Consider the following 12371-nt stretch of genomic DNA (forward strand, 5'->3'; position numbering starts at 1 on the left):
TCTCAAATTGACTGTCCGAATGAGTGTAGGAAGCGCGTCAGGATGTTGCTGGGCTAAGTGTCCGACTGGCGTATAGGCAAGCTAAGCTCCGCTTTGCGACCGGCCAGGCCATGTTTAGCCCAGCGTAGCCTTTGCTTGAATACAGTTACGCTTCAGCCGGAGTATCAGCGATAACGAAGTTCGGATAATGTAAAGACTTTGATTTCATCGGCAGGCCATCAGCACAACGACGTGGTTGGCTAATGGCATGCAGAACAGCTTATAGGGCTTTAGCGACTTCTCAGATTTAACTGGCGACGGGGGTAGCTAAGCCTCTACTATTATTGATCCTTCCGCACTGCTGGGTATCAAGATTTATCGAATGCATCCAAAACGTGAGTGCTGTAAACCAATGCAGCGCCAGCGTTCATATTAATCGCAACGCCCAAAGCTTCTGAGACCTCTTCAGTCGTTACGCCGAGCTTTTTGGCCTCAGCTGCGTGGAAAGCGATGCAGCCGTCGCAACGGGTGGTGACGGCAACTGCGAGTGAGATCAGTTCACGAGTCTTAGCGTCGAGGTGGTTTGTTCTTTCGCCGGCGCTCCCTAAAGAAGCCAAACCTTTCATGGTCTCTGGGGATAGGCCATTCAGTTGCACTAGGCGGGCGCTGACGTCTTTTCGAGTTTGCTTCCAATCTTGCATGGGATATTCCACTTTGGGCGCGGTGCCCTGTAGGTGTAGGGGAGGTGTGAAACTGATCAAAACATACCATCCAGTTGGTAGGTATGCAAGTGTGTCCTACAAATGGCTTGATCGTGCGGTCGACGTAGAAGGGGTGAGCTGGTGTGATGAGAGGGCATTGACGTTAATGCCTTATTTGTAGTGATGAGCTCTCCCGGCTCAGAACCAGGAGATACTTGAGCGGAGTTCGCATGATCAGGGAATGCTGCTGGTATCAGAATTTTGAGCGCATAAGGAGCCTTAGGGGTGTAATGCTGTTGTCAAGCTAATTTTCCCGCGCACTTACATAAGACTATTACTGGGAAGCAATAAAAAGCTCCACAGCCAAAACGAGAATCTATCGTCATAGCTGTGGAGCAAAAAACTGCCTGGGCATTTAACGCGTACGGGACTATCAGCTAGAATAACTCACGCGATCATGGCGGATATCATCTATCAGATGCTGGGCAACAATGTGTTCAATACCAAGTCGTTCAAGCAGCCGGAAGCCAATAATTCACTGGCCGCATTGATATCCGGCGCGAAGAAGCGATCCTTCTCGTAATAGGCCACTTTGCTTCGCAGACTCTTCCTGGCCAGTTCCAGCTTGGGCGACGTCTTCAAGCCGTCACGCAAGTCCAGACCTTGGCAGGCCGCTAGCCACTCCACAGCCAGGATTCCACGGGTGTTTTCAGCCATTTCCCACAACCGTTTGCCGGCGGCGGGTGCCATCGATACGTGATCTTCCTGATTGGCGGATGTGGGCAGGCTGTCTACGGAATGGGGGTGAGCTAGCGCCTTGTTCTCGCTGGCCAGCGCTGCTGCTGTCACCTGAGAAATCATGAAGCCCGAGTTCACGCCGCCATTGGCTACCAGGAACGGCGGCAGTTGTGACATGTGTTTGTCCATCATCAACGAAATGCGGCGCTCGCTCAGCGAGCCGATTTCAGCAATGGCCAATGCCATATTGTCTGCGGCCATGGCCACTGGCTCGGCGTGGAAGTTGCCGCCAGAGATCACATCACCTTCAACGGCAAAGACCAGTGGGTTATCGGATACGGCATTCGCTTCGACGACTAATACTTCCGCGGCCTGACGGAGCTGGGTCAGGCATGCGCCCATGACTTGAGGTTGGCAGCGTAGAGAGTAGGGATCTTGGACCTTGCCGCAGTCTTTGTGCGAATCGGCGACCTCACTGCTTTGGCCCAGCAGGTCGCGATAAGCAGTAGCTGTATCAATCTGGGCCTTCTGGCCGCGAGCGGCATGGATACGTGCGTCAAACGGCGAGCGGGAGCCCAAGACAGCTTCGACCGTCAACGCACCGATGGCCAAGGCGCCTGCAAACAGGTCTTCGCCCTCGAACAAACCGCGCAGAGCATAAGCAGTGGACACCTGGGTACCGTTGAGCAACGCCAAACCCTCTTTGGCAGCCAGCGTCAACGGCGCCAAACCGGCCACCTTCAGTGCTTCGGTGGCTTCCAGCCATTCGCCCTTATGACGGGCTTTGCCTTCTCCCAGCAGCACGAGGGACATGTGCGCCAAAGGTGCCAAGTCACCAGATGCGCCGACCGAACCTTTTAACGGAATATGCGGATACACCTCGGCGTTGATCAATGCTATCAGAGCATCGATCACCACGCGGCGTATGCCGGAGAAACCACGGCTGAGGCTATTGACCTTGAGCACCATGATCAACCGCACCAGCGCATCGCTGATCGGCTCACCCACACCAGCGGCGTGGGACAGTACTAGCGAACGTTGCAGATTTTCCAGATCTTCACTGGCGATACGAGTCGAGGCCAGCAGGCCGAAACCGGTATTGATACCGTAGGCGGTGCGGTTCTCGGCGAGGATCTGCTCCACGCAAGCGACACTGGCTTCAATTTGCGCAGAGGCACTGTTGTCGAGGGTGATTTTTACTGGGTGCTGGTAAACGGCACGCAGTTGGGCAAGGCTCAATTGGCCTGGGATAACGTTAAGTGTTTTCATGCTTTGGCTCCTTTAACAAGAGTGATCATTGGCAGGTTCAAGCCTTGCTCATTCGCGCAATCAATGGCGATCTGGTAACCGGCATCGGCATGGCGCATCACGCCGGTCGCCGGGTCGTTGTGCAGTACACGGGCAATCCGTTCGGCCGCTTCGTCAGTACCGTCGCAGACGATCACCATGCCCGAGTGCTGGGAAAAGCCCATGCCGACGCCACCACCGTGGTGCAGTGACACCCAGGTCGCGCCGCTGGCGGTGTTGAGCAAGGCATTGAGCAGCGGCCAGTCGGAAACGGCGTCTGAGCCGTCCTGCATGGATTCGGTTTCACGGTTGGGGCTGGCGACGGAGCCGGAGTCGAGATGGTCGCGACCGATGACGATCGGCGCCGACAACTCACCGCTGCGCACCATCTCGTTGAACGCCAGGCCCAACTTGGCGCGCTGGCCCAGGCCAACCCAGCAGATCCGTGCCGGCAAGCCCTGGAAGCTGATGCGCTCGCGGGCCATGTCCAACCAGTTATGCAGGTGAGCGTCGTCGGGGATCAGTTCCTTGACCTTGGCGTCGGTCTTGTAGATATCCTGCGGGTCACCGGATAGCGCCGCCCAGCGGAACGGGCCGATGCCGCGACAGAACAGCGAACGGATGTAGGCCGGGACGAAACCCGGGAAGTCGAAGGCATTCTCGACGCCTTCTTCCTGGGCCATCTGGCGAATGTTGTTGCCGTAGTCGAAGGTCGGCACACCCATTTTCTGGAAGGCCAACATGGCTTTGACGTGCACGGCCATCGATTGCTTGGCGGCCTTCACCACGGCGGCGGGCTCGGTCTTGGCGCGGGCACGGTATTCGTCCCAGGTCCAGCCGGCCGGCAGGTAGCCGTTGAGGGGGTCGTGGGCGCTGGTCTGGTCGGTGACCATGTCCGGACGCACACCACGACGGACCATTTCCGGCAGGATCTCGGCCGCGTTCCCACACAGCGCGATGGAAATCGCCTTGCCTTCGGCGGTGTATTTCTCGATGCGCGCCAGGGCGTCGTCGAGGTCTTTGGCCTGCTCGTCGACGTAGCGGGTTTTCAGGCGGAAATCGATGCTCACCTGCTGGCACTCGATGTTCAGCGAGCACGCACCGGCCAGGGTCGCGGCCAGTGGTTGCGCGCCACCCATGCCGCCCAGGCCGGCGGTCAGCACCCAACGGCCCTTGAGGTTGGAATCGTAATGCTGGCGACCAGCCTCGACGAAGGTTTCATACGTGCCCTGGACGATGCCCTGGCTGCCGATGTAGATCCAGCTGCCGGCGGTCATCTGGCCGTACATGGCCAGGCCCTTGGCGTCGAGTTCGTTGAAGTGTTCCCAACTGGCCCAGTGCGGCACCAGGTTGGAGTTGGCGATCAGGACGCGCGGGGCGTTGCTGTGGGTCTTGAACACGCCCACCGGCTTGCCGGATTGCACCAGCAGGGTTTCGTCGTCGTTCAGGTTGGTGAGGCTTTCGACGATCTTGTCGTAGCACACCCAGTTGCGCGCCGCGCGGCCGATGCCACCGTAGACCACCAACTCCTTGGGGTTCTCGGCCACTTCCGGATCGAGGTTGTTCATCAACATCCGCAGCGGCGCTTCGGTCAGCCAGCTCTTGGCGGTCAGCGTGTTACCGCGAGGGGCGCGGATTTCGATATTGCGGAAATGGAGTGGTTTGCTCACCGGTAATCCTCTCGAAATGACTTGCAGCTTATTGTTGGTTTTCGCTACATCGGGCGAGTAAATATAATCATGTATATACAAGCCTAATCAAGCAGATTTTTGACCGCTATTGTTGTCGGCATGATTATCTTCACGTGATTAGTTTTTTTCGTTCGAATGGCATTGATGCAGGTTTTGCCATCAAGCTTTGCGCACTGGGCGCGCCGTGACAGTTTCAGCCAGGGATCATGAGCTGAGCCATAGCAAGACGCTGGGATTGCTCTCGCACGGGGCTCTTCTAGTCAACAGAACGGCGAACCATTCCGGCCGCAATCGCGCGCCTGAAAACATTTTTCAGGCGCGGTAAGTGTCCAGTCGGCTTAAGGCACTTCGGTTATTTCAGATTGCCGCTGAGAAATTGCTGCAAACGCTCGCTCTTAGGGTTCCCCAGCACTTCCTCAGGCGGCCCTTGCTCTTCTACGAGCCCTTGGTGCAAGAACAACACCTGGTTCGATACCTTACGAGCGAAGCTCATTTCGTGCGTCACCATGATCATGGTTCTGCCTTCTTCGGCGAGGCCCTGAATGACCTTCAGCACTTCTCCCACGAGTTCAGGATCCAGGGCAGAAGTGGGTTCATCGAACAGCATGATTTCCGGTTCCATGGCCAGCGCCCGGGCTATCGCGACGCGCTGCTGCTGGCCGCCCGAGAGAAAGGCCGGGTATTGATCGGCAACTCGCGATGGTAAACCAACCTTGTCCAGGTAACGCCGAGCCAGCTCCTCTGCATCCTTCTTGCTGACCCCCAACACTCGGCGAGGGGCCATTGTGATGTTGTCGAGCACGGTCATGTGGCTCCACAGATTGAAATGCTGGAATACCATCGCCAGTCGCGTGCGCAGCCGCTGCAGTTCATCTGCATTTGCAACGCGCATGCCGTGGTGGTCATGGATCATGCGTATCGGCTGATTGTCGAGGCTCATGGCGCCGTTGCTAGGGATTTCCAGAAAGTTGATACAGCGCAAAAAGGTGCTTTTGCCCGACCCGCTGGCACCGATCAGGCTAATGACGTCGCCGGCCTTTGCGTTCAGTGAAACACCCTTGAGGACTTCGTGGTCGCCATAACTTTTATGCAGGTTTTCTACGGTCAGTTTGTACATATTCAAGCACCCTGAATTAATGAGCTGGGCCGAGGAATGACAGCCAACGGCGCTCAGCCAGACGGAACAGACCGACCAGAGAGAAAGTGATAACGAGGTAAATCGCTGCGGCGATGCCGAACGATTGGAAGGTCAGAAATGTTGCTGAATTGGCATCTCTGGCAACCTTGAGGATGTCCGGTACCGTGGCGGTGAAAGCGACCGTGGTGGAATGCAGCATCAGTATCACTTCGTTGCTGTAGTTCGGCAGTGAGCGACGCAATGCAGACGGCATGATGATATAGGTGTAAAGCTTCCATCCTCGAAGCCCAAAGGCCTTCGCTGCTTCGACTTCACCATGATTCATGTTGCGAATCGCCCCGGAGAAGATCTCCGTAGTGTAGGCGCAAGTGTTCAAGGCAAAGGCCAGAATGGTGCAGTTCAACGCATCGCGAAAGAATGCATCAAGAAGCGGTTGGGAGCGCACCGCAGCGAGGCTGTAGATGCCGGTGTAGCAGATCAGTAGCTGTATATACAGAGGTGTGCCACGGAACAAATAGGTATAGAACTGCACGGGCCAGCGCACGAAAAGGTTGCTCGATACCCTGGCAATCGACAGCGGGACCGCCATCAAGAAGCCGAAGAAGAGCGAGGCACTGAGCAGCCATAATGTCATCGCCAAGCCCGTGATGTGATAACCATCGTGGTACAGGAAGGGTTTCCAATATTCTTGCAATAGCTCGATCATCGCACGGCCTCCCGAGTGCCTGCGGCGTAAAAACTTTCCAGCCTGCGCAAGACATAGTTTGATGCGGTGGTGATAACCAAATAGATCAACGCTGCAAGGACCAGGAAGAAGAACAGTTGATAGGAACTCTTTCCTGCATCCTGGGCAACCTTGACCAGGTCAGCCAGACCAATGATCGAGACCAGTGCGGTCGCTTTCAGGATCACCATCCAGTTGTTGCCAATGCCCGGTAATGCAAAGCGCATCATTTGCGGGAAAAGCACCAGGCGGAATCGTTGGGCGCGGGTCAGGCCATAGGCCGTGGCTGCTTCTAATTGCCCCTTTGGAACGGCGAGAATCGCTCCGCGGAAGGTTTCGGTGAAATACGCACCGTAGATGAAGCCCAGGGTGATGACCCCTGCGCTGAACGGATTGATTTCGATATATTCCCAGCCAAAGGCATCGGTCAGATTCGTCAGCCACGTCTGAAGGCTATAGAAGATCAGCAGCATCAAGACCAGGTCGGGCACGCCGCGGATAAGCGTGGTGTAGGCTTGCGCAGGGATGCGTAGCAAGGCTGACTTCGAGAGTTTCGCGCTGGCACCGATCAATCCCAGGCCCACGCTCAGCAACAAGCACAGTGCGGATAATTTGACAGTCATCCAGGAGCCTTGCAGCAACAGCGGGCCGAAACCCTTTAGGCTGAAGCCTAGAGTCTGCAATAGGTTTTCTAGCATTGGACAGCCCTTCGTCAATCAAGAAAAACGCCCATCCGAAAATGGGCGCAGCGTGTTATTTACCGCTGTAGATATTCTGATCACCAAAGTGTTTTTTCTGGATGGCTACATAGCTGCCATCCTCATGCAGTGCCTTGATGCCTTTGTTTATCAGGGCCTTGAGATCGGCGTTGCCTTGGGCGAGACCTACCGCGGTTTTCGCGGGCAACAGTTCATGCTCGACTGCTTTACTTACCTCAAAATTCGCCCCTTGCGGCGACTTCAAGAAGCCCATTTCGGCTTGCAACATATTCTGGATCGAGGCATCGAGACGGCCAGTCACCAAGTCCGAATAGACCTGATCCTGGTTGGCATAGGCTTGGGTTTTGACCCCGGCCTTGTTCAGTACGGCTTTTGCATAAGCTTCCTCTGTGGTGCCTTGCTCATAACCAACCGTCTTGCCGACGAGCGTCTTGATATCTTCGGTCAGGCCGGAGCCTTTCTTGAAAACGAAGGAGGTAGGAACGGAGAACAGCTCATCGGAGAAGTCGATGACCTTTTCGCGCGAGGATGTCACGGTCATGGCGGAGATCACGCCGTCGAATTTGTTGGCTTTCAGGCCGGGAATCATGCCGTCAAAATCACTCTCGACCCATTTGCACTTCACTTTCAATTCAGCACAAATCGCATTGCCTAAGTCGATGTCAAAGCCCACCAGGCTACCGTCGGCAGCTTTGGACTCGAAAGGGGCATAAGAGGGGTCAACGCCGAACCGCAACTCCTTGTACTCCTTGGCCGAGGCAAAGCTGCCAGCCACACACAACGCCAGTACGGAGAGGGTCAAAATAGATTTTTTCATTGTTTTTATTCCTAAGGACCAAAGAGCGCTTGAGCGCACGGATGCGGTACGGAGCTCGTGTGTGTCGCTATGGGAGTGGTACACAGAGCCCATTTTTTGGTTTAAGCGTGTCGAGGTGACGGATCGACTTTACCGCGTAAATACATACTTGTACATACAGGCATAGCCAATCAAGCAGCCATTTATCTGCTCGGATGTGCATGGGTGGAAGAAGGGCTGGAAACGCTGAGGGGAGGGGGGTGATCAGTTTCGTTTTTCCGGTCACTACGGGCGTAGGGCCTGGGTCTATTGTGATGTATGAATCAGAAAGCGACCGACGCCCTTTGGAAGCGGCGCTGGTCAAGTTTTACGGCAGATGTGTCGAAGAGTCAGACGTCTCTGTGAGCTGCATTCATGGGTAAGCGACTACCCAGTCGATAGCGGGAGGAGGGGTGGACGAGCCGCACAAAGGTGACAATTTTGTTTTGGCTCCAAGTCCGGCGTATGAGGGCCAGGCAAGGTTCAGTTGCATCGATTTGCAGATGTTTGCTCTCCTCTGCGCTGGGGTGGCAGGCCTCTACGATATGTTCCATTTCGTCGGGCTTGATGACTTGCAAAAGGTATTTGGCCGGTTGCAGGTGTTCGCCGAATTTTTGTTTCAGGAACTCTGGCACCAGCTCGGGATTGACGTAACGATCCTCAAGCTGCACTGGCACGTCTTCTTCGCTGTGCGCACAAACCAGATGAAAAACCGAAGAGCCCGTGGGCAGGCCCAGGGCGGAAGCGACTGACATCGATGCGGATTCGCGTCCCAGGTGCAGGACGCGACAGCCGTAACTATGACCCCGAGCGAGAATCTCGTCAGCGATGTTGGTGATGCGCAACAGGTTCGATTGCGGCTTGCTTTCGGCTACGAATGTTCCAACACCTGAAATCCGCACCAATAGACCTTCTTCGGTCAGCTCGCGCAGGGCTCGATTGACGGTCATGCGCGAGATGCCCAGCTCTTGCACCAACTGGTTCTCTGAGTAGATCAGGTCGCCAGGTTTCCAAACGCCCGCTCGAAGTTGGTCCAGCACAAATTCCTTCGCGCGTCGGTAGAGCGCTTGTGGTGCATTTTTGATCATCAGTCGGTCCGTGTCTCTTGTGCGGCAAGGACTCTTGCCAAGGAATGGAGGAAAAGATCGTTATCCTCACAGCTTCCTATAGATACCCGCAAGTACTGAGTATATCCCGCTTCGCGCCAAGGCTTGATGATGACCCCTTCGCGCAGCAATGCCTGGTTGATGACTTCGGCAGGATAAGGGGTGCTGAAAAAAAGGAAGTTAGCCATGGAGGGGGCAGTTGTGATGCCTTGCTCTTGCAGTGCGATCTCCAGTCGTCGGCGTTCGCTGGCGACGTGGGAGAGGCCAGCATTCAGATGATTTTCATCGGCCAGCGCGGCGACCGCAGCGGCTTGGGCCACTCGGTTTACGTTGAAGGGGGTGCGCAGGCGATTGATCAAATCGGCCAGTAGCGGGTCGCTGACAATGCCATAGCCGATGCGTAAACCTGCCAATGAATAGGCCTTGGAGAAGGTTCGAAGCAGGATAAACGGCTTGCCGCTGGCCTGGATCAAGCCGAGGCAGTCTGGGTACTCAGGCTCCCATTGGGCGTATTCGTAATAGGCTTCGTCAAACACCAGCAAGCACTTCGGAGGTAATGCATCGAGCAATTGCTTCAATTCGATTGCGCTCAAGGTGCAGCCAACCGGATTGGAGGGGCAGGAAAACATCAGCACATGGGTATGCGGTGTAAGGGCGGAAATCATGGCCGCCACGTCAAAAGTGCCTTGGTCGGTCATGGGGACACCGGTTACCCGAGCGCCGGCTGCCACTGGAAAAATAAAATGCAAGCCGAAGGAGGGCACTACGGTAACCACTTCATCATCATGGTCCAGAAACACTCGGCTGATGACACTCAGCAAATCCTCAGAACCGTTGCCGAACACGAAGCGATCTTCCGGAACATCAAGTTTTTCCGAGAGTGCGGAGCGTAGTGCCTGGCAGCCAGAGTCGGGGTACAGCGCAATCTCATGGCAGGCTTGGGTGGTCGCGGCGTTGACAGCGGGGGCGGTGCCCATTGGGTTTTCATTGCTGCCCAATTTAGCGACGCGTGTCAGACCGAAGCGTTTGCGCACTGCATCAGCGGCGAGGCCGGCGTTGTAACTGGCCAATTCGCGTACTTCAGCGCGAGCAAGCAGGGTCAGGTCGTTGGCGTTCATACAAGGCTAACCTCTCGGGAATTTTGCTGGAAGGTATTGCGATCTGGATGGTGCCGCAGGGGACGCTGCGGGCTCGGCTGTTCAGCGCTTTGAAGGATTTCGTGCGGGAGGCTGTAGTGGAAGAGTGTCGCCAATTCGGCGATCCGGTCTGCGAGGCTCATCCCTTCGGTAGTCGCGGCAGTCATCTGGTGCAGTTTTTTCATTGATTACCTCTTAGGTGCAGGGCCACAAGGAAGTGGTGCTGTATGATCCTGTATATATATGTAACGCAATGTTCAGGCCAAGCCTTATCTTTTCTGTTGATCGCTGCTCGTAAATGCCTTCCAGGCCAGGGGGTGCTCACATGAATATTTTTTCAGGTGTAACTGAAGGTTGCATCGGAGTGTTTCCGGTATCTCATTGATGAGTCGAAAGGAAGCGCATGGTAAGGCTTTCTGCGGACAGTATTTTGGACAGAAGCAGTGCTCGATCCACTTCGGATCAGGGGTCTGAAGGGGGTCCTTGTCTAACAGGCACGTTAAATGCTTAGTCCTGTATATACTTATCCATCGATAAAGCTTGTAGACCGATTTCCGATCTGCTGTGACACGCTCGGTCGAGTCGATGGCTAAAAATGGCGCCTGTTATAGGCGCGTTCATAAGTCCGCTTAGAGAGAATCACCACAATGACGGTTAGCAATCTGCCCTTTTCAAAAGTCCGCCACAGCCAAGGTCTCGTGTTTTTGTCTGGAGAGTTGCCGTTCAATGAGGATGGCAGCTTCCCGGAGGGTATCGAGGCACAAACGCGCCTGACCTTGATGCGCATTGCTCAAACACTGGAAGCTGAGTCACTGTCGTTGGATGACGTTGTGAGCGTCACGGTGTACTTGACCGAGCGGAGTAACTTCGCCGAGTTCAACAGGATTTATGCTTCGTTTTTCACGGCCAATTTGCCTGTTCGCGCTACCGTCTGTGCCGGCCTCGTGGTGGATGCGTTGGTTGAAATCAGTGTCATCGCGCAGCAGCGTGCTTGAGTTGGAGGCAGCGTGAACGACAAACAAGTAGTAGTACTGGGTGCCGGCATCGTTGGTATAAGCACGGCCCTGCATCTGCAACGCCGGGGCTGTGCGGTGACCTTGGTAGACAAGGGGTCGCCCGGGCGCGAGACGTCATACGGTAATGCCGGGATCATCCAGCGCGAGGCCGTTGAACCGTACGGGTTCCCAAGGGACCTGGCGAGCCTGATGAGAGTGGTGACCAAGCGCGATATCGGCGTCAATTATCATCTGCGTGCGCTGCCGGAGTACATGCCTACGCTGACCAGGTATTGGGCCAACTCAGCGCCAAGGCATTACCAAGCTATTGCGGACGCCTTTCGGACCTTGGTCGAGCATTCAATCAGCGAGCACTCCGAGTTGATCGAGCAAAGCGAGGCCCAACACCTGATCGTGCGCAAAGGTTGGATTCAAGCTTTTCGAACCCCGGAAAAATATGAAAAGGCGATGGAGAGCGCCCAGCGTGTGAGTGCGCACGGTGTATTGTCGCAAGCGTTGGACGGCGCCGGGCTCAGGCTCGCAGAACCCGCTTTGGGTGAAGCTCTCGTTGGGGGGATTCACTGGCTTCAACCTTGGACCTGTGTTGATCCGGGAGAGCTGGTGCAACGCTATGCCGAGCTCTTCTTGCGTGAGGGCGGACAGTTTGAACGCGGCGATGCCCGTTCATTGCGCCAAGCGGGAGCTGGCTGGCGAGTCTCCACCGAGTCCGGGCCGGTCGAAGCATCACAGGTCGTCGTGGCGCTTGGTCCTTGGGCCCAAGAGTTGCTGAGGCCCATGGGTTACCGCATCCCGTTGTTTATCAAGCGTGGTTATCACGCCCATTTCGCCGACGGGGCAAACTTGAGTCGCCCGGTGCTTGATACCGAGCAAGGCTACATGTTGGCGCCGATGAAGCGTGGTGTGCGTCTATCAACGGGGGCCGAATTCGCCCGTCTCGATGCGCCTCTGACCCCAGTGCAGCTAGGGAAGGCCGAAAGCGCGGCCCGACAACTCTTGGCATTGGGATCTCAGGTTGAGCGGACGCCATGGAGCGGTGCGCGACCTTGTACCGTTGATATGAAACCGGTCATTGGTGCCGCGCCGTCGCATAAGGGGCTCTGGTTCAACTTCGGCCATGCTCATCAAGGTTTTACGCTAGGTCCGGTCAGTGGCCGGCTGCTTGCGGAATTAATGATGGGAGAAACACCAGTGGTCGAGCCGGCACCCTTCGCTCCTGGGCGTTTCTGAATTGACGATGCGTCGGCCTTCTCGTCCCTCCTCTTGAGAGGAGGGCAGGCATTATCTGAAAGAAAAATGACGAC

Annotated in this window: 12 protein-coding genes; 2 read left to right on the forward strand and 10 right to left on the reverse strand. The window is 55.8% G+C overall.

Annotated elements, in window-relative coordinates; all coding sequences use genetic code 11:
* Window positions 1–347 precede the first annotated feature (347 nt).
* The 10 genes from BW979_RS14235 to BW979_RS14280 all read right to left on the reverse strand — a co-directional run bounded on the left by BW979_RS14235 (window position 348) and on the right by BW979_RS14280 (window position 10239).
* Complete coding sequence (locus tag BW979_RS14235; protein WP_025214435.1) at window positions 348–680, reverse strand: carboxymuconolactone decarboxylase family protein; 333 nt, start codon at window positions 678–680, stop codon at window positions 348–350.
* Window positions 681–1154: 474 nt separating this feature from the next.
* Window positions 1155–2687, reverse strand: a complete 1533-nt coding sequence (gene hutH / locus BW979_RS14240; protein WP_076384066.1) for a histidine ammonia-lyase — start codon at window positions 2685–2687, stop codon at window positions 1155–1157.
* Window positions 2684–4375, reverse strand: coding sequence for a urocanate hydratase (gene hutU, locus BW979_RS14245; RefSeq protein WP_076384067.1), 1692 nt, complete (start codon window positions 4373–4375; stop codon window positions 2684–2686). Before hutU ends, hutH begins: the two co-directional genes overlap by 4 nt.
* Before the next feature lie 373 nt (window positions 4376–4748).
* Window positions 4749–5513, reverse strand: coding sequence for an ABC transporter ATP-binding protein (locus BW979_RS14250; protein ID WP_025214432.1), 765 nt, complete (start codon window positions 5511–5513; stop codon window positions 4749–4751).
* A 16-nt stretch (window positions 5514–5529) separates the two neighbouring features.
* On the reverse strand, window positions 5530–6240 hold the full coding sequence (locus tag BW979_RS14255; protein ID WP_025214431.1) for an ABC transporter permease: 711 nt from the start codon (window positions 6238–6240) through the stop codon (window positions 5530–5532).
* Window positions 6237–6956: an ABC transporter permease gene (locus tag BW979_RS14260; RefSeq protein ID WP_025214430.1), complete on the reverse strand. Its 720-nt coding sequence runs from the start codon at window positions 6954–6956 to the stop codon at window positions 6237–6239. The genes BW979_RS14255 and BW979_RS14260 overlap by 4 nt, the downstream gene beginning before the upstream one ends.
* Before the next feature lie 55 nt (window positions 6957–7011).
* Window positions 7012–7794 carry a transporter substrate-binding domain-containing protein gene (locus tag BW979_RS14265; RefSeq protein WP_025214429.1) on the reverse strand — a complete coding sequence of 261 codons (783 nt, stop codon included), beginning with the start codon at window positions 7792–7794 and terminating at the stop codon, window positions 7012–7014.
* A 368-nt stretch (window positions 7795–8162) separates the two neighbouring features.
* On the reverse strand, window positions 8163–8900 hold the full coding sequence (gene hutC, locus BW979_RS14270) for a histidine utilization repressor (protein WP_025214428.1): 738 nt from the start codon (window positions 8898–8900) through the stop codon (window positions 8163–8165).
* The gene (locus BW979_RS14275) at window positions 8900–10036 is read right to left on the reverse strand and encodes an aminotransferase class I/II-fold pyridoxal phosphate-dependent enzyme (protein ID WP_054070170.1); all 1137 of its coding nucleotides are present in this window, start codon (window positions 10034–10036) and stop codon (window positions 8900–8902) included. Before BW979_RS14275 ends, hutC begins: the two co-directional genes overlap by 1 nt.
* Window positions 10033–10239, reverse strand: a complete 207-nt coding sequence (locus BW979_RS14280; protein WP_025214426.1) for a hypothetical protein — start codon at window positions 10237–10239, stop codon at window positions 10033–10035. Before BW979_RS14280 ends, BW979_RS14275 begins: the two co-directional genes overlap by 4 nt.
* A 462-nt stretch (window positions 10240–10701) precedes the next feature.
* Here BW979_RS14280 and BW979_RS14285 point away from each other — a divergent pair, with 462 nt between their 5' ends.
* Window positions 10702–11049 carry a RidA family protein gene (locus BW979_RS14285; RefSeq protein ID WP_025214425.1) on the forward strand — a complete coding sequence of 116 codons (348 nt, stop codon included), beginning with the start codon at window positions 10702–10704 and terminating at the stop codon, window positions 11047–11049.
* Between the two features lie 12 nt (window positions 11050–11061).
* Window positions 11062–12297 carry an NAD(P)/FAD-dependent oxidoreductase gene (locus BW979_RS14290; protein WP_054070169.1) on the forward strand — a complete coding sequence of 412 codons (1236 nt, stop codon included), beginning with the start codon at window positions 11062–11064 and terminating at the stop codon, window positions 12295–12297.
* The last annotated feature ends 74 nt before the right edge of the window (window positions 12298–12371 follow it).

The organism is Pseudomonas sp. A214 (assembly GCF_900156295.1).
GTDB lineage: Bacteria > Pseudomonadota > Gammaproteobacteria > Pseudomonadales > Pseudomonadaceae > Aquipseudomonas > Aquipseudomonas rhizophila.